This is a genomic window from Streptomyces sp. NPDC001599, from assembly GCF_042893535.1.
Classification (GTDB): Bacteria; Actinomycetota; Actinomycetes; order Streptomycetales; family Streptomycetaceae; genus Streptomyces.
Genome location: NZ_JBIAVA010000004.1, coordinates 78546 through 101192 on the forward strand (window position 1 = coordinate 78546; position 22647 = coordinate 101192).

The 22647-nt window shown below is 72.5% G+C and carries 22 protein-coding genes; 8 read left to right on the top strand and 14 right to left on the bottom strand.

Annotated elements, in window-relative coordinates; translation table 11 throughout:
* Window positions 1-9 precede the first annotated feature (9 nt).
* Window positions 10-1047: an oxidoreductase gene (locus ACFYZ3_RS13180; protein WP_388516104.1), complete on the bottom strand. Its 1038-nt coding sequence runs from the start codon at window positions 1045-1047 to the stop codon at window positions 10-12.
* A gap of 66 nt (window positions 1048-1113) precedes the next feature.
* Between ACFYZ3_RS13180 and ACFYZ3_RS13185 the strand changes: the two genes are divergently transcribed.
* A complete protein-coding gene (locus ACFYZ3_RS13185; RefSeq protein ID WP_388516106.1) occupies window positions 1114-2076 on the top strand; it encodes an FAD-dependent oxidoreductase in 963 nt (320 codons plus the stop codon).
* A 33-nt stretch (window positions 2077-2109) separates the two neighbouring features.
* Here the strand turns inward: ACFYZ3_RS13185 and ACFYZ3_RS13190 are convergent, their stop codons facing one another.
* The 3 genes from ACFYZ3_RS13190 to ACFYZ3_RS13200 form a co-directional block, all read right to left on the bottom strand.
* Entirely contained in the window at window positions 2110-3846 is a 1737-nt protein-coding gene (locus ACFYZ3_RS13190) for a BCCT family transporter (RefSeq protein WP_388516108.1), read from the bottom strand.
* A gap of 80 nt (window positions 3847-3926) precedes the next feature.
* A complete protein-coding gene (locus ACFYZ3_RS13195) occupies window positions 3927-5225 on the bottom strand; it encodes a M14 family zinc carboxypeptidase (protein WP_388516110.1) in 1299 nt (432 codons plus the stop codon).
* On the bottom strand, window positions 5222-5485 hold the full coding sequence (locus ACFYZ3_RS13200; protein ID WP_388516112.1) for a hypothetical protein: 264 nt from the start codon (window positions 5483-5485) through the stop codon (window positions 5222-5224). The genes ACFYZ3_RS13195 and ACFYZ3_RS13200 overlap by 4 nt, the downstream gene beginning before the upstream one ends.
* A gap of 174 nt (window positions 5486-5659) precedes the next feature.
* On the opposite strand from ACFYZ3_RS13200, the gene ACFYZ3_RS13205 reads away from it, so the two are divergent.
* Window positions 5660-7153: a M1 family metallopeptidase gene (locus ACFYZ3_RS13205; protein ID WP_388516114.1), complete on the top strand. Its 1494-nt coding sequence runs from the start codon at window positions 5660-5662 to the stop codon at window positions 7151-7153.
* A 12-nt stretch (window positions 7154-7165) separates the two neighbouring features.
* Here ACFYZ3_RS13205 and ACFYZ3_RS13210 read toward each other — a convergent pair whose 3' ends face one another.
* Window positions 7166-7651 carry a macro domain-containing protein gene (locus ACFYZ3_RS13210; RefSeq protein WP_388516116.1) on the bottom strand — a complete coding sequence of 162 codons (486 nt, stop codon included), beginning with the start codon at window positions 7649-7651 and terminating at the stop codon, window positions 7166-7168.
* A 42-nt stretch (window positions 7652-7693) separates the two neighbouring features.
* Window positions 7694-9163, bottom strand: coding sequence for an amino acid permease (locus ACFYZ3_RS13215; protein ID WP_388516118.1), 1470 nt, complete (start codon window positions 9161-9163; stop codon window positions 7694-7696).
* 259 nt (window positions 9164-9422) lie between these two features.
* Between ACFYZ3_RS13215 and ACFYZ3_RS13220 the strand changes: the two genes are divergently transcribed.
* A complete protein-coding gene (locus ACFYZ3_RS13220) occupies window positions 9423-10130 on the top strand; it encodes a MerR family transcriptional regulator (protein ID WP_388516120.1) in 708 nt (235 codons plus the stop codon).
* Window positions 10131-10139: 9 nt separating this feature from the next.
* Here ACFYZ3_RS13220 and ACFYZ3_RS13225 read toward each other — a convergent pair whose 3' ends face one another.
* The 3 genes from ACFYZ3_RS13225 to ACFYZ3_RS13235 form a co-directional block, all read right to left on the bottom strand.
* Window positions 10140-12320, bottom strand: coding sequence for a 3-hydroxyacyl-CoA dehydrogenase NAD-binding domain-containing protein (locus ACFYZ3_RS13225; protein WP_388516122.1), 2181 nt, complete (start codon window positions 12318-12320; stop codon window positions 10140-10142).
* Window positions 12321-12400: 80 nt separating this feature from the next.
* Complete coding sequence (locus ACFYZ3_RS13230) at window positions 12401-13615, bottom strand: acetyl-CoA C-acetyltransferase (protein WP_388516123.1); 1215 nt, start codon at window positions 13613-13615, stop codon at window positions 12401-12403.
* An 11-nt stretch (window positions 13616-13626) separates the two neighbouring features.
* Complete coding sequence (locus tag ACFYZ3_RS13235) at window positions 13627-14808, bottom strand: CaiB/BaiF CoA transferase family protein (RefSeq protein ID WP_388516125.1); 1182 nt, start codon at window positions 14806-14808, stop codon at window positions 13627-13629.
* Window positions 14809-15015: 207 nt separating this feature from the next.
* On the opposite strand from ACFYZ3_RS13235, the gene ACFYZ3_RS13240 reads away from it, so the two are divergent.
* On the top strand, window positions 15016-16206 hold the full coding sequence (locus tag ACFYZ3_RS13240; protein WP_388516127.1) for a saccharopine dehydrogenase family protein: 1191 nt from the start codon (window positions 15016-15018) through the stop codon (window positions 16204-16206).
* 43 nt (window positions 16207-16249) lie between these two features.
* Here the strand turns inward: ACFYZ3_RS13240 and mmpA are convergent, their stop codons facing one another.
* Window positions 16250-16396, bottom strand: a complete 147-nt coding sequence (mmpA, locus tag ACFYZ3_RS13245; RefSeq protein WP_361004758.1) for a morphogenic membrane protein MmpA — start codon at window positions 16394-16396, stop codon at window positions 16250-16252.
* A gap of 178 nt (window positions 16397-16574) precedes the next feature.
* On the opposite strand from mmpA, the gene ACFYZ3_RS13250 reads away from it, so the two are divergent.
* A complete protein-coding gene (locus tag ACFYZ3_RS13250) occupies window positions 16575-16769 on the top strand; it encodes a hypothetical protein (RefSeq protein WP_361004761.1) in 195 nt (64 codons plus the stop codon).
* Here ACFYZ3_RS13250 and ACFYZ3_RS13255 read toward each other — a convergent pair.
* Complete coding sequence (locus ACFYZ3_RS13255) at window positions 16757-17458, bottom strand: endonuclease V (RefSeq protein WP_361004764.1); 702 nt, start codon at window positions 17456-17458, stop codon at window positions 16757-16759. The genes ACFYZ3_RS13250 and ACFYZ3_RS13255 overlap by 13 nt on opposite strands.
* Window positions 17459-17501: 43 nt before the next feature.
* Here ACFYZ3_RS13255 and ACFYZ3_RS13260 point away from each other — a divergent pair, with 43 nt between their 5' ends.
* Complete coding sequence (locus ACFYZ3_RS13260; RefSeq protein ID WP_388516130.1) at window positions 17502-17798, top strand: YciI family protein; 297 nt, start codon at window positions 17502-17504, stop codon at window positions 17796-17798.
* Window positions 17799-17807: 9 nt separating this feature from the next.
* Here the strand turns inward: ACFYZ3_RS13260 and ACFYZ3_RS13265 are convergent, their stop codons facing one another.
* Complete coding sequence (locus ACFYZ3_RS13265) at window positions 17808-18137, bottom strand: plasmid stabilization protein (protein ID WP_388516132.1); 330 nt, start codon at window positions 18135-18137, stop codon at window positions 17808-17810.
* A gap of 71 nt (window positions 18138-18208) precedes the next feature.
* Window positions 18209-19255, bottom strand: coding sequence for a WD40/YVTN/BNR-like repeat-containing protein (locus tag ACFYZ3_RS13270; RefSeq protein ID WP_388516845.1), 1047 nt, complete (start codon window positions 19253-19255; stop codon window positions 18209-18211).
* 326 nt (window positions 19256-19581) lie between these two features.
* Between ACFYZ3_RS13270 and ACFYZ3_RS13275 the strand changes: the two genes are divergently transcribed.
* A complete protein-coding gene (locus ACFYZ3_RS13275; RefSeq protein WP_388516134.1) occupies window positions 19582-19998 on the top strand; it encodes an SsgA family sporulation/cell division regulator in 417 nt (138 codons plus the stop codon).
* Window positions 19999-20031: 33 nt separating this feature from the next.
* Here the strand turns inward: ACFYZ3_RS13275 and ACFYZ3_RS13280 are convergent, their stop codons facing one another.
* Complete coding sequence (locus tag ACFYZ3_RS13280; RefSeq protein ID WP_388516135.1) at window positions 20032-20703, bottom strand: GPP34 family phosphoprotein; 672 nt, start codon at window positions 20701-20703, stop codon at window positions 20032-20034.
* 299 nt (window positions 20704-21002) lie between these two features.
* On the opposite strand from ACFYZ3_RS13280, the gene ACFYZ3_RS13285 reads away from it, so the two are divergent.
* Window positions 21003-22637, top strand: coding sequence for an ABC-F family ATP-binding cassette domain-containing protein (locus ACFYZ3_RS13285; RefSeq protein ID WP_388516137.1), 1635 nt, complete (start codon window positions 21003-21005; stop codon window positions 22635-22637).
* The last annotated feature ends 10 nt before the right edge of the window (window positions 22638-22647 follow it).

Below are 22647 nucleotides of genomic sequence, written 5' to 3' on the forward strand. Positions count from 1 at the left end.
CCGCAGATTTTAGCCGCGGCCCGGCGCGCCCCGGTGCACCGCCGTCACCAGCACGCTTCCCGGCGTCCGCGCCACCACGAAGGCCTCCCCCTTCACCGCGCCCGCGTCCAGGGCGACGCGGTGGGCGCCCGGTTCGAGTACTCCGTCGAAGACCTCGTGGACGTGCGTGCGGTGGAGGCGGTCGAGGCGGTACGCGGTGAGTCGCACCCGGCAGGGCGAGGTGACCTCGACGTCCGCGCCCGCGGCGCTCGCCGTGAGGCGGGTCAGGCGGCGGCCTTCGGCCGGGCCCCGGGCCAGGGCGTGCTCGATCTGGGCGACCAGCACCGGGACGATCGGGGCGAGGCCGTCGACGTGGGCCACGTCCACCCCGGCGTCCGCGAAGGCGCGGCCTACGGACGTGCGCTGTTCCCCGGTGACCGCGCGGCCGAAGGCGACGGCGTCGTAGGCCCGCAGTTCGTCGGCCGGCACGTCGCGGGCGTCCTGGGTGATGTCGGCGCCGATACCGATGGTGCGCAGCGCCGCGGCGAGCCTGGCGAGCTGGGCCACGCGGGCGCCGATGAGCAGGACCCGTCGGCGGGGGTGCGCGGAGCCGTCGAGCAGGGTGGCGAGGGCCGCGCGGTACTCGGCGCCGGAGAAGCGGTAGGGGCCGATGCCGTGGTAGGCGTTCAGCTCCAGGTCGGCGTGTTCGGCGGTCTGCCAGGCGAAGTCCCGCCAGACGAAGTCGTCGCCGTCCCGCAGGATCACGGCGGTCACCGCGCCGCAGGCCAGGTCGGCGCACTCGGGGCAGCCGTAGATGACGTACCGGCCGCCGGGCAGGGGCGCGTCGGCCTCCAGGAGCAGGCCGCGGACCTGTGCGGTGAAGATGGCGGGCGGTACGTCGGAGGCGAGCGGGGAGACGGCGTCCAGGTCGGAGAGCCGGAACAGGAGGGGGCGTCCGTCGACGACGAAGTCCATGAAGTCGCGGTGGACCTGGAAGTCGCCGTCGGCGTGGACCTGGCCGGCGCGCGTCGCCGGGGCCAGACCGAAGGTCGCGTACTCGGCAGCCATGCGGTGAGTATTCCCTCGGCCGGGCCTCTTGGAGCACGCCGCCGGGCGTTCGGTTAACGTCCTGGTGTGGAAACCGAACTGGATGACGAGCGGGATGGCGAAGTCGTCGTGGTCGGCGGCGGGGTGATCGGGCTGACGACGGCCGTCGTCCTCGCCGAGCGGGGCAGACGGGTGCGGCTGTGGACGCGGGAGCCCGCGGAGCGGACCACCTCGGTGGTCGCGGGCGGGCTGTGGTGGCCGTACCGGATCGAGCCGGTCGCGCTGGCACAGGCCTGGGCGCTGCGTTCCCTGGACGTGTACGAGGAGCTGGCGGCCCGGCCCGAGCAGACCGGCGTACGCATGCTCGAAGGGGTGCTCGGCGAGACCGGCCTGGACGAGGTGGACGGGTGGGCCTCGGCCCGGCTGCCGGGGCTGCGCGCGGCGAGCGCCGCCGAGTACGCCGGGACGGGGTTGTGGGCGCGGCTGCCGCTGATCGACATGTCGACCCATCTGCCGTGGCTGCGGGAGCGGCTGGTGGCCGCGGGCGGCACGGTGGAGGACCGCGCGGTGTCCGACCTGGCCGAGGCGGACGCGCCGGTGGTGGTCAACTGCACCGGTCTGGGCGCCCGGGAGCTGGTGCCGGACCCGGCGGTGCGGCCGGTGCGCGGGCAGCTGGTCGTCGTGGAGAACCCCGGCATCCACAACTGGCTGGTCTCGGCCGACGCCGACTCCGGGGAGACGACGTACTTCCTTCCGCAGCCGGGGCGGCTCCTGCTGGGCGGTACGGCCGAGGACGACGCCTGGTCGACCGAGCCGGACCCGGCGGTCGCAGAGGCCATCGTGCGGCGGTGCGCTGCCCTGCGTCCCGAGATCGCCGGGGCACGGGTGCTCGCGCACCTCGTCGGGCTGCGGCCGGCCCGGGACGCGGTCCGGCTGGAGCGCGCCACGCTGCCGGACGGGCGGCGGCTCGTGCACAACTACGGTCACGGCGGCGCGGGCGTCACCGTGGCCTGGGGCTGCGCTCAGGAGGCGGCCCGGCTCGCCTCCTGAGCGCCGGTGGTGGTTCGGCAGGCCCGCAAGGGGTCAGTCCTTGTGGTGCTTGCCGATCGGGTCGCCCTCCACGTCTGTGCCGGGGCCGGGGCCGATCCGGATCTCGAACTCGCCCTCGTACTGCTTGTGGCCCTCGATGACGGCCAGTTCGACGGCCTCGTTGGCCATCTCGCCGCGCACCATGAGCGGGTCGCGGCGCAGGTCGCGCATGAGGGCGACGCACATGAAGATCATCACGATGACGAAGGGCGCCGCCGCGAGGATCGTGAGGTTCTGCAGACCGGTGAGCGCGTCCGCCTCGCCGCTGCCGATCAGCAGCATGATGGCCGCGACCGCGCCGGTCACCACACCCCAGACCACCACCACCCAGCGGCTGGGTTCGAGTGCGCCCTTCTGCGAGAGCGTGCCCATCACGATGGAGGCCGCGTCGGCGCCCGAGACGAAGAAGATGCCGACGAGGATCATCACCAGCAGGCTGGTGGCGGTGGCGATGGGGTACTCCTGGAGCACGCCGAAGAGCTGACCCTCGGGGGTCGAGTCGTCGCCCAGCCGGTTCTGCTCCTGCAGCCGCATCGCCGAGCCGCCGAAGATGGCGAACCAGACCAGGCTGACCGTGCTGGGCACCAGGATGACGCCGCCGATGAACTGACGGATCGTCCGGCCGCGGCTGATGCGGGCGATGAACATGCCGACGAAGGGCGTCCAGGAGATCCACCACGCCCAGTAGAAGACGGTCCAGCTGCCCAGCCAGTCCGCGACCCCCTTGCCGCCGCTGATCTCGGTGCGGCCGGCCATCTGGGGCAGGTCGCCGAGGTAGGCGAAGACCGAGGTCGGCAGCAGGTCGAGGATGAGGATGGTCGGGCCCGCGATGAACACGAAGACGGCGAGCAGCAGGGCCAGCACCATGTTGGTGTTGGACAGCCACTGGATGCCCTTCTCGACGCCGGAGATCGCGGAGGCCACGAACGCCACCGTGAGCACCGCGATGATGCCGACGAGGAGTCCGGTGCTGACCTTGTCCATCCAGTCGAGCTTCTCCATGCCGGAGCCGATCTGGAGGGCGCCGAGGCCGAGTGAGGCCGCGGAGCCGAAGATCGTCGCGATGATGGCCAGGATGTCGATGACCCGGCCGCCGGCGCCGTTGGCGTGCTTCTCGCCGATGAGCGGGGTGAACACGGCGCTTATGGTCTGCCTGCGGCGCCTGCGGAAGGTGCTGTAGGCGATGCCGAGTCCGACCACGGCGTAGATCGCCCACGGGTGGAGCGTCCAGTGGAACAGGGTGGTGGCCATGGCCGTGGCCATGCGGTCGCCGGAGTCGGCCGGGCTGGTGCCGGGCGGGGGCGTGGTGTAGTGCGCCAGCGGCTCGCTCACGCCGTAGAACATCAGACCGATGCCCATGCCCGCGCTGAACATCATGGCGACCCAGGACACGGTCTTGAACTCGGGTTCCTCGCCCTCGGCCCCCAGGTGGATGCGGCCGTAGCGGCTGGCCGCCAGCCAGAGGGCGAAGACCACGAAGCCGGAGGCGGCCAGCGTGAACGCCCAGCCGCCGTTGTGCAGCAGTCCACCGAGCATGCTGCTGGAGACGTCCTCCAGCGAGTCGGTGGCGGCGGCGCCCCAGACGACGAACGCCAGGGTCAGGACGGCCGTGACGCCGAAGACGACGCGGTCGGTCCGGGGCCTGTGCTCGCGCCCCGGCAGGCCCGCTTCCGAACCCGGGAGCGCGCCTCTGTCGTGCTCTTCCTTGTCGCTTGGTCGGTCCTGCGTCACAGGCGGCACCTTTCAAGTCGATCAGGCCGAAAATAGTCCTCCGCTACGCCCTTACCACGTAAGACGCGGAACTCACCTCCTCAGCAGCGGGTGTCCGGTTCACCCACCGTCACGTGGTACGTCGCGCGCTCGTCCAGGAGCAGCGGCACCAGGGCACGCTGTGACTGACGCAGCGGTACGTAGGCGCCCTTCTCCCCGGTCGGGCGCGCCCGTACACCGTGCAGGGCGAGTTCGTCCCCGACGTCCCGGTACTGGGCGGGGGTCAGCCGGTAGCCGCAGGGCGGGTCCTGGATCACCTCGGAGGCCTCGGCCGGGTCGTTGTCCGCGCCGCCCAGGTAGACGGGTCCGGAATCGGACAGGCCCGCCCGGCGGGCGGCGTCCGTGGCCGCCTCGACGCGTCCGCGCCGTGCGTCCGCGAAGCGGAACATGCCGTCCAGGGCGGCGAGCTGGGAGTGCACCCGGCGCCGGTGGTTGAGGGCCGGGTCCTCGCGCTCGGCGTCGGTGAGGGCGTCGACACGGCTCTCGATGAGCAGGCCGACCGCGTGTTTCACGCCGGACATGTTGCGCAGGATGCGTTCCTGGCCGTCGCCGGCGGTCTGCTTGACGGGGTCGCCGGTCTCGGGGTCGGTCCAGATGCCGTACGTGCCCGTCGAGTACCCGGCGTCCTCGGCGGCGGGGCGGACGTACGCGCCGGACAGGGTGCGGGCCTCGTCGTGCACCGGTGCGGCGGTGTTAAGGTTGCGGGGCCAGAGGTCGAAGAGGTCCTTGTCGTAGTACGGCGGTGTGGCGCCGTACTCGTGCAGGTCGTAGATGACGTCGGGGCGCTCGTCGCGGACGACGGCGGCCAGGGCGCGGGCCTCGGCCGTCGCGAGGGCGAGGTGGTCGCGGTTGACGTCGACGCCGTCGCCGTTGCCGCGGGTGTCGGCGGCCCGGCCGTCGGGGTTGGCGGTGGGCACCACCAGCACGGCGGTGCGGTCCAGGAAGCGCCGGGTCGCGCGGTCGGTGGCGTACGCGAGGTCCCGCACGGTGGTCAGACAGGCCTCGCGGCCGGAGGGTTCGTCGCCGTGCTGGCTGCACACGAGGAGGACCTTGTTGGCGGCGGAGGGCCGGCCGATGGTCACGAGCCGAAGGGGACGGTTCTGCTTCGTGGTGCCGATGCGGTCGAGGGTGACGCGGTCGCTCGCCCGGTCGACGGCGGACAGGAGGGCCTGTTCCTCCGGCTGGGTGGTCCAGCGGGCGCCGTGGGTGCGCTCGAAGCCGGTGCGGGGCGGGTGGGATGCGGCGCCGTCGGCGTGGGCGGGTGCGATGAGCGGGGACGGGACCAGGAGGGACGCGGCGAGGGCCGCGGTGGTCGCGGTGAGGGTGCGCAGGCGGTTCATCGGCCTCCCTTCGGGACGCGGTGCGTGGGGTGCGGCGCGGGTGCCGGACAGGTACTGCTCGTACCGGCGACGGCCCTGGTGAACGCGGGGGTGCCGCCGACGAACGGTACGCGGGCCGACGTGCGGGAGCGGCCCAAGGTGGGTGTCGGCGTGTCGGCGCAGGGGCCGGCCAGGCCCTTGTCGACGCACACGGCGGACAGGTGGGCCGGGGCCGCCGTCGCGAGCGGTCTCCGGAAGGTGAGGCGCATGCGTATCGGCATGCGCGGACGGTACATCGGTCCACTCCAGCGCATAAGAGGGCCGGGGGTGGCCGATGACGGCCGGATGGCGATCGTGTGACAGGAGTGGCCGTGGACATGACGGTTCGCCCAGGGGCTGAATAGGCTCCGAACGGATTCCGAACGGATCTCGTGTCCCTACGACTTGGAGCTTTCGTGCACCGCAGATTCATCGTGCCGGGCGCACTGGGCGCCGCCCTGCTCATGCTGGCGATCCCGGCGTCGGCGGCGGCCCACTCCCCCGGCGCTCCGGGCATCGGCGACCCCTACTACCCGGCCTACGGCAACGGCGGATACGACGTCTCGCACTACGACCTGCGCCTGAAGTACCAGCCGGCCACGGACCGGCTGGAGGGGACGGCGACGATCCTGGCCCGCACCACCGCGGACCTGTCGCGGTTCAACCTGGACTTCCTGCTGGACGTCGGCGAGGTGCGGGTGAACGGCGCCAAGGCCTCGTTCACGACCTCGGGCGAGCAGGAGCTGGAGATCACCCCGAGGAAGCCGCTGGACAAGGGCACGCCCCTCACCGTCGTCGTCCGCTACAGCGGTGTGCCGTCCTCGAAGCAGGCGTTCGGCTTCACCAGCTGGCACCGCACCCCGGACGGCGGCATCGCCGCGAACGAGCCCGAGGCCGCGGCCTGGTGGTTCCCCAGCAACGACCACCCGTTGGACAAGGCCACCTACGACGTGTCGGTGCAGGTGCCGGACGGCACCCAGGCCATCTCCAACGGCACCCTCCAGTCGACGAGTTCACGGCTCGGCTGGACGCGCTGGAACTGGCGCTCGGACCAGCCGCAGGCCACCTACCTCGCCACGCTGGCGGTGGGGAGGTTCGACCTCACCACCGGCACCACGGAGGGCGGCATCCCGGTCGTCAACGCCTACAGCAGGGACCTGGGCGCGAACGACGGCGCGGCGCGGGCCAGCGTGGAGCGGACCGGGGAGGTCGCGGACTGGCTGAGCGAGTACTTCGGGCCGTATCCGTTCGACGCGCTCGGCGGCTACGTGCCGAACACCACCACCGGGTACGCGCTGGAGACGCAGACCCGGCCGTTCTACAGCCCGCGGCAGTTCGCGAACGGGTCGAACGTGTCCGTCGTCGTGCACGAGCTGGCCCACCAGTGGTACGGCGACCTGGTCTCGGTGCGCGGCTGGAAGGACATCTGGATCAACGAGGGCTTCGCACGGTACGCCCAGTGGCTGTGGTCCGAGCACGAGGGCGAGGGCACGGCGCAGGAACTGGCCGACTACACGTACGCCTCGCACCCTGCCGACGACGCGTTCTGGACGGTGAAGCCCGGTGACCCGGGTCCGGAGAACCAGTTCGACGGCGCCGTCTACGACCGGGGCGCGCTGGCCGTGCAGGTGCTGCGCAACGAGATCGGGGACGACGCCTTCTTCACCGTCCTGAAGGGCTGGCCCGCGAAGTACGCCCACGGCAACGCGTCCGTCGCCGACTTCCAGCGGTACGCCGAGGAGGTGTCGGGCAAGCCGCTGGCGGCGCTGTTCGACACGTGGCTGTTCCAGCCGTCGAAGCCGGACGCCCCGGCGGCGGGCGCCCGGTCCCTCGCGAAGGCCCCCGCCGCGCCCGTGCAGCCCCGTTCCTGGCGGAAGATCGCCGCGACGAACGGCGTGCACGAGCACTGAGCCGCGGACGGCCTAGGCGGCGTCCCCGTGGTCGTAGACGGTCACGGGGATGCCGCGCCGGGCGAGGCGGTCGGATACGAGCGGCTCCACGCGGGACCACTTTCCGCCGGCCAGGCCGCAGCCTATGCGGGGCATGTGCACGGACGCGTCCAGCTCGGCCGCCCTGTCGGCGACGCGGCCGAGCGCGGTGCCGATGGCCTCGTAGCGCACGGGGACGCCCTTGCCGCCGGTTCTCATGCCGTGCTGGCCGATCATGTTGGCCACCCACACGTACGGCTCGACCTGGACGAACTGGACCGCGCCGAGGCCGAAGTCGTTGGCCGCGCGGTCGCGGTGCCAGGCGCGGTAGGACGCCTCCGGCCCGGGCCACCGGCGGGAGAGGGCCAGGACGAAGCCCTTGCCCCAGCCGCCGAGGTCGTTGCAGACGTGGGCGATCATCTTGACGCCCTTGACCGACGGCGCGGTGGCATCACCCCGGACATAGCTGATCTCCGACATGACGCCACCGTAGGGGGTGCCACTGACAGTGGCCCCGGGCCGCTACTCCCTCGGCCTCGACAGCTCCCGCTCGGCCTGCTGCGCCACCCGGCGCCGGACGCCGAACCAGCCGGCCACCAGCATCACCGCGATCACGGGCACCAGCAGCACGGTCTTGCGGCCGACCTCCTCGTCGTTCCACATCAGGCCGATGACCGCCAGCAGGAAGGCGATCGTGACGATCTCCGTGACGGGGCTGCCGGGCAGCCGGAAGCCCGGCCGCTCGACCAGGCCCGCACGCGCCCGGCGGACGAACACCAGGTGGCAGATCATGATGATCACCCACGTGCTGATGATGCCCAGGGAGGCGACGTTCAGCACGATCTCGAAGGCCTTGTTCGGCACTAGGTAGTTCAGCCCGACACCGAGGACGCAGACCGCGCAGGTCAGCAGGATGCCGCCGTAGGGAACCTGGCTGCGGCTCATCACGCCGGTGAACCTGGGCGCGGAGCCCGCCATCGCCATGGAACGCAGGATGCGGCCGGTGGAGTACAGACCGGAGTTCAGCGACGACATCGCGGCGGTGAGGACGACGAGGTTCATCACGTCACCGGCGGCCGGCACACCGATCCCCGACAGCACCGTGACGAAGGGGCTCTCGTCGCCCGAGTAGAGCGAACTCGGCAGCAGCAGGGCCAGGAGCACGACCGAGCCGACGTAGAACAGGGCCACCCGCCACATGATCGAGTTCACCGCGCGGGGAACGATCCTGTGCGGCTCGGCGGTCTCACCGGCGGCGACGCCGACCAGCTCCAGGGCCGCGTAGGAGAAGATCACGCCCTGCATGACGAGGACCACCGGCATCACACCGTGCGGAAGGATGCCGCCGTGGTCGGTGATCATGCCCATGCCCGGGGTCTGCCCGCTCACCTCGTGCTGGGTGGCGAGCAGGAAGATGCCGATCAGCATGAAGCCGACGAGGGTGGCGACCTTGACGATCGCGAACCAGAACTCCATCTCGCCGAAGATCTTCACCGAGATGAGGTTCACGGCCAGGACCACCGCGAGGGCGATCAGCGCGAGCACCCATTGGGGGATGGTCGTGAACATGCTCCAGTAGTGCGTGTACAGCGCGATCGCGGTGATGTCGGCGATACCGGTCGTGGACCAGTTCAGGAAGTACATCCAGCCGGCGACGTAGGCGCCCTTCTCACCGAGGAACTCGCGCGCGTACGACACGAAGGATCCGGAGGAGGGCCGGTAGAGCACCAGCTCACCGAGTGCCTTGACGACGAAGAAGGCGAAGACGCCGGCGACGAGGTAGGCGATGGCGAGCGCCGGTCCGGCGTCGCGCAGGCGTCCGCCGGCGCCGAGGAAGAGGCCGGTGCCGATCGCGCCGCCGATGGCGATCATGTTGACGTGGCGGGCCTTGAGGTCCTTGCTGTAACCGGCGTCGCCCGCGTCCGCGGGGATGGTCCCGGTCGCCTGGGGATGGGCGGCGACCTGTGCCGTGTCGACGGCGTCCTTGCTCACGGGTGGTTCCACTCTCTGGTGCGCTCGGGCGGGGTGCGCCCGAGTCGTCCGTACGTGTGTCTCGGGCCCGCACCACCCAATGACGCGGCACAGACCAAGACGGCACCTTCCCACGACGCTGCGTGGGCATGCGGTGGTTCATGTCACACAGCGTGACTTCTCACAAGATCCGCCGATGGCCCGCACAGGTCGGGCAAGAGGTGTGCGACAGGGGCGCGAGAGGTTTCACAGCACTGGTGAGACAGCGATACTGCTGCACATGAAGACGACCGACACCGCGGAGCCGACCCTCACGATCGACGAGCTGGCCGCGCGGGCCGGCGTCACGGTGCGCACTGTCCGCTTCTACGGCACCAGAGGACTGCTGCCGCCGCCGGTGCTCGGTCCCCGCCGGGTGGGGCACTACGGCCGGGAGCACCTGGCGCGACTGGCGCTGATCGAGGAGTTGCAGCACCAGGGCATGACGCTGGCCGCCATCGAGCGGTATCTCAAACGGCTGCCGGACGACCTGAGCCCCCACGACCTGGCGCTCCACCGCGCGGTGGTGGCCTCCTGGGCGCCGGAGACGGTGGAGCGGGTCACCCGCGAGGAGCTGGGCAGGCGGGCGGGGCGGCCGCTCACCGACGACGAGGTGGACCGGCTGGGGGCGATGGACGTCGTGGTGCCCGACGGCGACGCCTACCGGGTGGACACCGGGCTGCTCCGGCTCGGCGTCGAGCTGCTCGACGTGCCCTTCTCCCCCGAGACGGTCCTCGCCGCCCGCACCGCCCTCCTGGAGCACTCCCGCGCCGCCGCGCGCGACCTGTCGCGGCTGCTGCGCGACGCCGTCGCCGAACGGGAGGCGCCGGAGGTGCGGTCGCTGTCCGCCCACATGCACCCGCTGGTGGTGCAGGCGCTGCTGACCACCTTCCAGCGGTCGCTGCGCGAGGAGCTGCGGGAGTGGCTCGACAAGGAGGCCGGTGAATGATCCGGCGGCTCAGCGGCCGTCCGTGAAGACCTCCCCCTTGTCCGCCTTCTCCACCAGGAGGGCGGGCGGGGTGAAGCGCTCGCCGTAGCGGTCGGCCAGTTCGCGGGCGCGGGCGACGAAGCCCGGCAGGCCGCCCTCGTAGCCGTTGACGTACTGCAGGACGCCGCCGGTCCAGCCGGGGAAGCCGATGCCGAAGATCGACCCGATGTTGGCGTCGGCCACCGACGTCAGCACGCCCTCCTCCAGGAGCCGGACGGTGTCCAGCGCCTCCGAGAAGAGCATCCGCTCCTGCATGTCCGCGAACGGGATCTCATACCCCGGCTTCGTGAAGTGCTCGCGCAGCCCCGGCCACAGCCCGGCGCGCTTCCCGTCGTCCCCGTACTCGTAGAACCCGGCACCGCCGGAACGTCCCGGGCGGCCGAACTCGTCGACCATGCGGTCGACGACCTCCTCCGCGGGATGCACGCTCCAGGTACCGCCCGCCTCCTCCACCGCCCGCTTCGTCTCCTCGCGGATCTTGCGGGGGAGGGTGAGGGTCAGTTCGTCCATCAGGGACAGCACCTTGGCCGGGTAACCGGCCTGGGCCGCCGCCTGCTCGACGGAGGCGGGCTCGATGCCCTCGCCGACCATCGCGACGCCCTCGTTGATGAAGTGACCGATGACCCGGGAGGTGAAGAAGCCGCGCGAGTCGTTGACCACGATCGGCGTCTTGCTGATCTGCCGGACCAGGTCGAAGGCGCGGGCCAGCGCCTCCTCCCCCGTCCGCTCCCCCTTGATGATCTCCACCAGCGGCATCCTGTCCACCGGCGAGAAGAAGTGCAGCCCGATGAAGTCGCCCTGCCGCTCGACGCCCTCGGCCAGCGCCGTGATCGGCAGCGTCGAGGTGTTGGAACACAGCAGGGCATCCGGAGCGACGACGTGCTCGATCTCCTGGAACACCTTGTGCTTGAGCGAGGTGTCCTCGAAGACCGCCTCGATCACCGCGTCACAGCCCGCCAGGTCGGCCGCCTCGGCGGTGGGCGTGATCCGGGCCAGCAGCGCGTCCGCCTTCTCCTGACTGGTACGGCCCTTCGCGACGGCCTTCGCACACAGCTTCTCCGAGTACGCCTTCCCCTTGACGGCAGACTCCAGGGAGACGTCCTTGAGCACGACCTCGATGCCCGCGCGGGCGCACGAGTAGGCGATCCCGGCACCCATCATCCCCGCACCCAGCACGGCGACCTTGCTGACCTTCCGGGACCCGACGCCCTGCGGACGGTTCGCGCCCGAGTTGACCGCCTGAAGATCGAAGAAGAACGCCTGGATCATGTTCTTCGAGGTCTGTCCGGCGGCCAGCTCGACGAAGTAGCGGGCCTCGATGACCTGGGCGGTCTCGAAGTCGACCTGGGAGCCCTCGACCGCGGCGGCCATGATGTTGCGCGGCGCCGGGTAGGGGGCGCCGTTCGTCTGCTTGCGCAGGTTGGCCGGGAAGGCGGGCAGGTTGGCCGCGAACTTGGGGTGGGCCGGGGTGCCGCCGGGGATGCGGTAGCCGGGCTTGTCCCAGGGCTGGGCGGACTCCGGGTGGGCGTCGATGAAGGCGCGGGCCTTGGCGAGCATGTCCTCGCGGCTGTCGGCGACCTCGTCGACCAGGCCGTTCTCCTGAGCACGGCGCGGGTTGTACTGGGTGCCCTGGAGGAGGACCTTCAGCAGGGCGTCGGTGATGCCGAGCATCCGGACGGTGCGGACGACGCCGCCGCCCCCGGGGAGCAGGCCGAGGGTGACCTCGGGGCAGCCGATCTTGGAGCCGGGCGCGTCGAGGGCGACGCGGTGGTGGCATGCCAGCGCGATCTCGTAGCCGCCGCCGAGCGCGGCGCCGTTCATGGCGGCGACGACGGGCTTGCCGAGGGTCTCGATGCGGCGCAGGTTCCGCTTGATGGCCATGCCGCCGTCGAAGAGGTCCTGGGCGGTCTCCGGGGTGACCCGGATGAGGTCGCGCAGGTCGCCGCCCGCGAAGAAGGTCTTCTTGGCGGAGGTGACGATGACGCCGCGGACGGAGTCCTTCTCGGCCTCCAGGCGGTCGGTGATCGCCGCCAGGGAGTCGCGGAACGCCTGGTTCATGGTGTTCGCGGACTGATCGGGGTCGTCGAGGACGAGGGTGACGACACCGGTGTCGTCCTGCTCCCAGCGGATGGTGGTGGGCTCGGTGCTCATGAGGATGTGCTCCAGGTGATCCGTCGTGGCCGTCGTGGCCGTCGTGGCCGTCGTGGCCGTCGTGGCCGTCGGGAGGGGGGTCAGATGCGCTCGACGATCGTGGCGATGCCCATGCCGCCGCCCACGCACAGGGTGGCGAGGCCGTAGCGCTTGTCCTGGCGCTCGAGTTCGTCGACGAGGGTGCCGAGGATCATCGCGCCGGTGGCGCCCAGCGGGTGGCCGAGCGCGATCGCGCCGCCGTTGACGTTGACCTTGTCCAGCGACAGGCCCATGTCCTTCACGAAGCGCAGGACGACCGCCGCGAACGCCTCGTTGATCTCGACCAGGTCGATGTCGTCGATGGTCAGCCCCGCCTTGGCGAGCGCCTTGCGGGTGGCCGGTGCGGGGCCGGTGAGCATGATGGTGGGCTCGGAGCCGGAGACGGCGGCGGAGACGATCCGGGCGCGCGGGGTGAGGCCGTGGCGGTCGCCGACCTCCTTGGAGCCGATGGCGACCAGGGAGGCGCCGTCGACGATGCCGGAGGAGTTGCCCGCGTGGTGGACGTGGTCGATCTTCTCCACCCAGTGGTACTTCTGCAGCGCCACCGCGTCGAACCCGCCCAGCTCGCCGATGTCGGCGAAGGACGGCTTCAGCCCCGCGAGGGAGTCGGCGGTGGTGCCGGGGCGCGGGTGCTCGTCGTGGTCGAGGACGGTGAGACCGGCCCGGTCCTTCACCGGCACGACGGAGCGCTCGAAGCGCCCCTCCTTCCAGGCGGCGGCCGCGCGCTCCTGGGAGAGCGCCGCGTACTCGTCCACGTCGCGGCGCGAGAAGCCCTCGATGGTCGCGATCAGGTCGGCGCCGATGCCCTGCGGGACGAAGTTGGTGGCGAGGTTGGTCATCGGGTCGTTGAACCAGGCGCCGCCGTCCGAGGCCATCGGGACGCGGGACATGGACTCGACGCCACCCGCGAGGACCAGGTCCTCCCAGCCGGAGCGCACCTTCATGGCGGCCATGTTGACGGCCTCCAGGCCCGAGGCACAGAAGCGGTTCTCCTGCACTCCGGCCACCGTGTCCGGCAGCCCGGCGGCGATGGCCGCGATGCGGGCGATGTCGGAGCCCTGGTCGCCGACCGGGCCGACGACACCGAGCACGATGTCGTCCACGGCGGCCGGATCGAGGCCGGGGAAACGGGCGCGGATCTCGTGGATGAGGCCGACGACCAGGTCGACGGGCTTCGTGCCGTGCAGGGCGCCGTTCGCCTTGCCGCGTCCGCGCGGGGTGCGGATCGCGTCGTACACGTACGCTTCGGTGCTCACTGGCAGGCCTTTCACTGAGGGTTGTGCACTGCGGGGTTCGGGAGGGCGGCCGGAGCCCAGCCGGGGGGCAGCGCCCAGTCGCGGACCACGGCATCGGTGTCCGCGCCGGGCAGGGCGGGTCCGGTGCGTACGGCGGTGGGGGTCGCGGAGAAGCGGGGCGCGGGTGCGGGCTGGGTGATGCCGTCGTGGTCGGTGAAGGTGGAGCGGGCGGCGAGGTGCGGGTGGTGCGGGGCCTCGCGCAGCGACAGGACGGGGGCCGTACAGGCGTCGGAGCCGGCGAAGGCGGCCGTCCACTCGTCGCGCGTACGGGACTTGAAGCGGGCGGCGACGGCCTCGCGCAGCTCGGGCCAGCGGGCCATGTCGTCGCGGGCCGGTGCCAGCTCGGGGATGCCGAGCAGCCGCATGAACTCGGCGTAGAACCGCGGCTCCAGGGCTCCGACCGCCATGTACCGGCCGTCGGCGGTCTCGTAGGTGCCGTAGAAGGGGCATCCGCCGTCGAGGAGGTTGGCGCCGCGCCGGTCCTGCCAGGCGCCGGCGGCCAGCATGCCGTGGATCATCGCGGAGAGGTGGGCGGTGCCGTCGACGATGGCGGCGTCCACGACCTGCCCGGTGCCGTTCTCCCGCGCGTGGTGCAGGGCGGCGAGGATGCCGACGACCAGGTAGAGGGAGCCGCCCGCGTAGTCGCCGAGGAGGTTGGCGGGGGCCGCCGGGGGCTCGTCGGGGGCGCCGGTCATGCCGAGGGCGCCGGTGAGCGCGATGTACCCGATGTCGTGTCCGGCGCGCAGGGCGAGCGGGCCTTCCTGGCCCCAGCCGGTCATGCGGCCGTAGACGAGGCGCGGGTTGCGGGCGTGGCAGTCCCCGGGGCCGACGCCGAGCCGTTCGGCGACGCCGGGGCGGTAGCCCTCGATCAGGACGTCGGCGCGTTCGGCGAGGTCGAGGACGCGGGCCGGGCCGTCCGGTGCCTTGAGGTCGACGACCACGGAGCGCTTGTTGCGGTTGGTGACGTCGTGGGCGGGGTCGATCCCGAGGCCGGGCCCGCCGGGACGGTCGACACGCACGACGTCGGCCCCCAGGTCGGCCAGGAGCATGGCGGCGAAAGGTCCGGGACCGATACCGGCCAGCTCGACCACGCGCACACCGGCGAGCGGGCCGTCGGCGCCCGGCGTCCGCGTCGGCGTCTTCGCTTCCGACATCCAGCCCCCAGCTCTGTGACACAACCGATGTAACACCAGTGATGCTAAGAACGTGTTCCACTGGGCACAAGACCCGGACGAGCAAGCGCTTAGCCAATTATGGTGCAGGCTCCTCTCCGGGCCGCGCGATCCTCACGCTAGCCTCAGCCACCGGCAACGGCGCGTGCTGCGGACCCAGGGGTTGCCGACGGGTGACGGAGGGATGTCATGAACAGGCTGAACGCGGCGGACCGGCCGTACGACGTCGTGCTGTTCGGAGCGACGGGGTTCGTCGGCGAACTGACCGCGGAGTACCTCGCCGCACACGCGCCGGACGGGCTGCGCTGGGCGATCGCGGGCCGCGACGAGGAGCGACTGCGCCGCCTGCGCGGGCGGCTGACCGGTGCGGCGGACACCGCGGCGGACGTCGGCGTGCTGCTCGCGGACGCGTCCGATCCGGACTCGCTGCGCGAACTCGCCGGGCACGCGCGCGTGGTGGCCACGACGGTCGGCCCCTACGTCCGTTACGGCGACGCGCTGGTCGCCGCCTGCGCGGACGCCGGCACGGACTACCTCGACCTCACCGGGGAGCCCGAGTTCGTGGACCTGGCCTACGTCCGCCACGACGCCCGCGCGCGGGAGACCGGCGCCCGCCTGGTGCACGCCTGCGGTTTCGACTCGGTCCCGCACGACCTCGGCGTGTACTTCACCGTGCGGCAGCTGCCGGAGGGCGTGCCGCTGACCGTGGACGGCTTCGTACGGGTCGGCGCCACGTTCTCGGGCGGTACGTTCGCCTCCGCGCTGGGCCAGTTCGCGCGCGGTCGCGAACTGCGGGCCGCGGCGCTGGAACGCCGGCGGCACGAGCCGCGCCTGGTCGGCCGCCGCGTGGCGACGCCGGTCGGGGCGCCGCGGTTCGCCGGGGAGGTGGGGGCGTGGGCGCTGCCGCTGCCGACCGTGGACGCGCAGATCGTGCGCCGGTCCGCGAAGGCCCTGGACCGCTACGGCCCGGACTTCCGCTACCGCCACTACGCGGCCGCACGGCGGCTGCCCGTCGCGGTGGGCGGGGTGGCGGCCGTGGGCGCGCTGATGGCGGCGGCCCAGGTACCGCCCGTACGGCGCCGGCTGTCGGGGAGGCTCGCGCCGGGCGAGGGACCGAGCGCCGAGCTTCGGGCGAAGAGCTGGTTCTCGGTCCGCTTCGTGGGCGAGGGCGGCGGCCGGAAGGTGTTCACCGAGGTCGCGGGCGGCGACCCCGGGTACGACGAGACCGCCAAGATGTTCGCCGAGGCGGCGCTCTGCCTCGCCCTCGACGCCCTGCCGCCGACGGCCGGGCAGGTCACCACGGCCGTGGCGATGGGCGACGCGCTGACCGAGCGGCTGCGGGCGGCGGGCATCGGCTTCCGGGTGGCCGCGACCCGCTGACCGGCCCGCCCCCGGGAGCCGTGCGGCGCTCCGGCGGCGGGGCCTACCCGGACCACCCGGCGATCGTGTAGATCATCCCGCCGATCCAGGCCAGACCCGCGACCACCGCCAGCACCAGGCCCGCGACCACCGACCGCTCGACGGGGCGGCCGGACCGGGCCGAGTACTTGGGTGCGCGGTGTGTCGTCATGCCCTCCACCCTGCCGGGGCCGCGGGCGGTGGCACATCCGTACGGATACTCAGATCCCTCAGACCCCTCTGGGCGCCCGGATCCGCCGATTTGAGACTTTCACGGCACCGCTCTGCCTGCCACCGGGCACCGTGCGCGGCGAAGTACCAAAAAGGAGTTCAATGAAACCCTTGAAGGCATGAAGTTCCTTCTCGAAGTCACCATGGACGAGGGCGCGCTCGCCGAGGACCCCGCGGGCGAGTTGCAGCGGATCCTGCGGTACTGGGGCGGCAACCTGAAGCACTACGCACTGCGGCCCGGCGACGGTTCCGGGATCTACGACTCGGCGTACCGGGAGGTGGGCCGCTGGAGCGTCGAGGATCAGGCCGGGTAGGCGGCGTCCCGCAGGGCCGCGCGGCACAGGGCGTCGGCCCTGCGGGTGGTCTCCGGCAGCCGGTAGGCGGGCGTCAGGGCCAGGGTGTGGGCGCAGGCGTTGCCGAGGTCCACCCGGTGCCCGACGGAGACGAAGACCGGCTTCACGCCGTCCCGGGTGCGCACCGCACGCCCGACCTCCTCGGCACCGGCGAGCAGCGGGGACGTGCTGCCGCGCGGGGTGTCGGGGTCGTCGTGGGTGAAGGTGAACGGGTTCTTGGCCACGCCGATGGTGGGCAGGCCGGTGAGGACGCCCAGGTGGCTCGCGAGACCGAAGCGGCGCGGGTGGGCCAGGCCGTACCCGTCGCACACGACCAGGCCGGGCGGGCAGGGCAGCGCGTCCAGGGCGGCGAGCACGGTCGGGATCTCGCGGAAGGCGAGCAGGCCGGGCACGTAGGGGAAGGAGATCCGGCCGACGGCCGTGGCCTCGGCGACGACGGCAAGGGTCCCGGCGTCCAGTACGACGGCCGCCGCCGCGACGACGTCGCGTTCGTCGTCGTAGGCGACGTCCACGCCGGTCACCCGGCCGGTGCCGGGCGGCGGGCCGGGCTCGTCGAGCACCACGCGGGCGCGCAGCTCGTCCTGGACCGCCCGGGCCCGTTCCTCGGTCGTGGGCCAGCCGGCGGGGATCTGCACGCTCACGGTCGTCATGGTGGCCGCAAGCCTACGGGAGCCCCGGAGTAGGCTCGCGATCATGTTCGTACTGGAGCTGTCCTACACCGCCCCGCTCGAAGCCGTCGACGCCCTGCTGCCCGACCACGTGGCCTGGCTCGACGGACTGTACGAGCAGGGCGTGTTCCTGGCGTCCGGGCGCAAGGAACCCCGCGAGGGCGGGGTGATCCTCGCCGTCGCGGAGGACCGTGCGCGGATCGAGGAGATCACCGCGGGCGACCCCTTCGTCAAAGGCGGTGTGTGCGCCTACCGCGTCACCGAGTTCGTCGCCACGAAGACGGCGCCCGCACTGGAGCGCTACCGGGAGACACTCGGGTAGCGGCGCGGCTCACTTGCCCAGTGCCTGGCGCAGCTCGCCCTTGTTCATGTTCGAACGGCCGTGCACGTCACGGCGCTTGGCCTCCTGGTACAGCTGGTCGTAGGTGGGGCCCTGGGGTCCCTGCCGGTTACCGGACCGCTGGCCGCCGCGCTTGCTCGGCGACTTGTCCTGCGTCGAGGTGCGGCTGGCGGTCTTGGACTCGCCGGACTGCGCCCGCTCCTTGTTCACCGTCCGCGCCGCGATCTCCTTGGCGCGGCCGGTGCTCTCGCCGCGGTCCTTCGCGCTCTTCCTGATGTGCTCGTACTGCCGCTCCCGTTTGGGGCTCGAACCGCTCGGCATGTCCGCTCACTTCCTCTCACGTTCAGCGAACGGTTACCCACGTTACGGACAAACACCCCGGTCCGCCCGTGTCAGCGCTCCAGCCGGGCGACCCTGCCCTGCTCGCCCGCGGCCCAACAGCCCAGGTCCGGGGTGCAGTCCACGGTGTCGTAGGACCCGGTGTCGACCGTGCGCCAGGTGTGGCCGCCGTCCGTGGTGAGGTCGGTGCCGGTGGGGCCGACGGCGAGGGCGGCGGAGCGGCTGTGCGGGAGCCAGGCGACGCCGGAGCGGTAGGCGGGCGGGGGCCGGTCGGCGGGCCGCCAGGTGCGGCCGGCGTCGGAGGTCCGGGCGGCGGCCCGCGGGGAGGCCTGCTCGGGGCGGTAGTCGCCGCCGACGGCGAGGCCGTGGGCGCGGTCGCGGAAGGCGAGGGCGAACACGCCGCGGGCCGGGTCGCCGGCCGGGATCGGGGCGTCGGTGGCGGTCCAGGTGCGCCCGCGGTCGGCGGAGTGCAGCACGCGCGCGCGTGCGGCCCCGCCGGTGGCCAGCCACACGTCCCGCGGCCCCGCGGAGACCAGGCACTGGCCGCTCGCCGCGAACCCGGCCTCGCCCTCCTGCGCGGGCGGCATGCCCGCGTCGGGCAGCACCTTCCAGGTGCGGCCGCCGTCGCCGGTCGACAGGATGCGGAACTTCCCGTCCACCGGGTCGCTCATGGCGAGGCCGTGGCGGCGGTCGAAGAAGGTCAGGCAGTCGTAGAAGGCCCGGGCGTCGGTGTTGCGGAAGGACTCGGTCCAGGTCGCCCCGCCGTCGTCGGTGCGGTAGAGGCGGGACGCCTCGCCCTCGCCGATGGCCAGGACCACGGCCCGGCGGCCGTCGAAGGCCTCGATGTCCCGGAACTCCAGCTCACCGGCGCCCGGCGGGGAGACGTCGCGCCAGGTGTCGCCGCCGTCGGCGGTGCGCAGGACCGTCCCCCCGGTACCGGCCACCCAGGCGGTGTGCCGGCTGACGGCGGCGAGCCCCCGGAACCGGACGTCAACGACACCGGTGTCCTTCACGTCCCACCGCGGCCGCTGGTGCGCCTGGGCGGGTACGGCGGTCAGCGCGGCCAGCGCCGCCGCGCAGACCGCCCCGGCGAGCACCACCCGCCCCGTACGCCTGCCGCCGGCTCGAACGGGCCGTACCGTGCGTCGCGTGCTTCCCAAGCGCCTCATGGCGGGCGAAGCTAGCCCACGGCCCGCGCGCCGTCCAGAGGGCCGCGACCGCTCGCGCGCCTGGTGCGGGCGTGCCGCAAGTGCCCTTCGGGGCACGGGAGGAGAGGCGTGTCACTCCTGGGAGCTCCCGGGCATGAACGCGGTGACAGAGGTCACTCGCTCGTCGTGTGCACGGATGGGCTGATTCCGACGTCTCTTCCAGTGCCCGGCCCGCACCACCCGCGAAGCCCGTCCAGCCGTCACGAGGGAGCAAGGCGTTGTCCACCGTCATCGATCAGCCCGTCGAGGCGCGCCTCGTCGCCGCCGCGCCGCGCATGCCGAACATCCCCGCCACCCTGCACTACGACCGCGCCGACCCGTTCGCCGTCCGCATGACCTTCCCGGCCCCGGCCACCCTCGAGGGCGTGGAGGTCTGCTGGACCTTCTCCCGCGAGCTGCTCATCGCCGGGATGCAGGAGCCGAACGGCCACGGCGACGTCCGGGTGCGCCCGTACGGGTACGACCGCACCGTCCTGGAGTTCCACGCGCCCGAGGGCACCGCCGTGATCCATGTCCGCTCGGGCGAGCTGCGCCGGTTCCTTCAGGCCGCCGGCGAGCTGGTGCCGGTGGGTCTCGAGCACCTCCAGCTGGACCTGGACCACGACCTGGCGGAGCTGATGCGCGGGAGCTGGTGACCCCCTCCCCGCTCCCGCGGCGCCGGACGGCGCTCAGCCGCGCGCGGACACCGGTGCCCGGGCCGTCTCGTCGCTCACCGCGTCCCACACCTCGCCCACGATCTTCCGCATGCCGGGGGCCGCGCTCGCGCACCGCCGGGTCAGTTCCGCGATCCGGTCCCGGCCGCGGGCCCCGCCCGCCGTGCCCCCGGGCGCGCCCAGTCCGGCGGCGGCCGCCAGCGCGGCCAGGGCCGCGTCCCGCTCGGAGACCTCCCCGGCCGGCAGCGGCCCCTGAAGCAGGTGCCGCGCCTCCTCCCGCAGCGCCCGCGCCGCGGCGGCCCGCGCGAGCACGTACTCCACGGACGGGAACACGCCGAGCACGCGCTTCTTCTCGGCCCGCAGGTACCCCTCGGCCACCAGCTGCTCCCGCACGGCGTCGAAGGTGACCCGGGCGTGCAGCCGCACCCAGGTGCGCCACCGGTGCGGCAGCGACTCGCGGACGAGTTCGAGGAGCCCGTCGAGGACGGCGTCCCCGGTGCGGGAGTCCAGGTCGGCGGGGGTGGCGATGCCCTCGTCGTCGGTGAGCAGACCGCGTTGGGCCAGTTCGGTGAGCGCACCGGCGCGCACCACGTGGTGGACGCGGGCGGTCTCGGCCGCCGAGGACCGCTCGGGGTCCCAGGCCAGCAGGCAGAGCCGGGCCGGCAGTGAGAGCGAGCCGTTGGGCACGGGGGCCTCCTCGGGGTCCGCGTAAATGCGTTGACAGGCCAACCGGGTCTTCTTTAGGTTCGATACCGCTTCTGTTGCCGCCGATTGGAGAAGGACGTTGCTCGTCTGAGGTCCTGAGACACCGCGTCACACGTATCTCACGTGTGTACGCAGCGTGCGACCTCGGCGTTCGAGCCGTCCCAGCCTCCTGACGGAGCAGGGCTTCCTTCCTGCCCTCCCTCGTCCGACGGCGGCCGCCCGCTTCCGGTGTCTCGATACGCGTTTGCCCCTGACCGCTTCGAGCAACCGCGGAGACCCGTATGTCTACTTCCCCCACTTCTCTCACCTGTACGTCCCTGTCCTTCGCCTGGCCCGACGGCACGGCCGTCTTCGACGGACTCGACGTCGCCTTCGGCCCCGGCAGGACCGGCCTCGTCGGCCTCAACGGCGCCGGGAAATCCACCCTGTTGAAACTGATCGCCGGGCGGCTCACCCCGGCCGACGGCACCGTCCGGGTGACCGGCGAGGTGGGTTACCTGCCGCAGAACGTCACGCTCGACACCGCGCTGCGGGTGGACGAGGCGCTCGGCATCGACGGCCGGCGGGCCGCGCTGCACGCCATCGAGGCGGGTGACGTGAGCGAGGAGCACTTCGAGACCGTCGGCGACGACTGGGACGTCGAGGAACGCGCGCTGGCCACGCTCGGCGAGCTGGGCCTGGGCCACATCGGCCTGGACCGCACCGTCGGCGAGGTGTCCGGCGGCGAGTCGGTGCTGCTGCGGCTGGCCGCGCTGCTGCTGCGCCGGCCCGACGTCCTGCTCCTGGACGAGCCCACCAACAACCTCGACGTGTACGCCCGCAGACGGCTGTACGCGGCCGTCGAGTCCTGGCCGGGGGTGATGGTCGTGGTCAGCCACGACCGCGAGCTGCTGGAACGGGTCGACCAGATCGCCGACCTGCGGGCCGGCTCGGTCACCTGGTACGGCGGCAACCTCACCGCGTACGAGGAGGCGCTCGCCGTGGAGCAGGAGGCGGCCGAGCGGATGGTGCGGGTCGCCGAGTCGGACCTGCGCAGGCAGAAGCGCGAACTGGCCGACGCCCAGGTCGTCCTGGCCCGGCGCAGGCGCTACGGACAGAAGATGTACGACACCAAGCGCGAGCCCCGTGCCGTGATGAAGCTACGGGCGCGGACGGCCCAGCAGTCCGCGGGCAAGTACCGCATCATGCACGAGGAGAAGCTCGCCGGGGCGAAGGAGCGGCTCGACGACGCGGTGGAGGCCGTGCGGGACGACGACGAGATCCGCGTCGACCTGCCGTACACGGCCGTACCGCCGGGCCGGACCGTGCTGACCCTGCGGGCGCTGGAGCTGGCGTACGGCGCCCGGGTGGCGGGCGGTCTCGATCTGCACGGTCCGGAACGAGTCGCGCTGGTGGGGCGCAACGGCGCGGGCAAGACCACGCTGCTGCGCACCGTCGCCGGGGAGCTGGCGCCGGTGGCGGGCGAGGCGACTGCGCACGTGCCGCTGCGGTTCCTGCCGCAGCGTCTGGACGTCCTGGACGACGCGCTGAGCGTCGCGGAGAACGTGGCCCGGTTCGCGCCGGGCGCCACCGACAACCGGATCCGGGCCCGGCTGGCGCGCTTCCTGTTCCGGGGCGCCCGCGCCGACCAGCAGGCGGCCACGCTGTCCGGCGGCGAACGCTTCCGGGCGGCGCTGGCGGCGCTGATGCTGGCCGAGCCCGCGCCGCAGCTGCTGATGCTGGACGAACCGACCAACAACCTGGACATGGCGAGCGTGCGGCAGCTCACCGGCGCGCTGGAGGCGTACGAGGGTGCGCTGCTGGTGGCCAGCCACGACCTGCCGTTCCTGGAGTCGCTCGGCATCACGCGCTGGCTGCTGCTGGAGGAGGGAGAACTGAGGGAAATCACGCCGGAAGCTGTCGGGTATTCCGCCTAGCGTCCGCTGG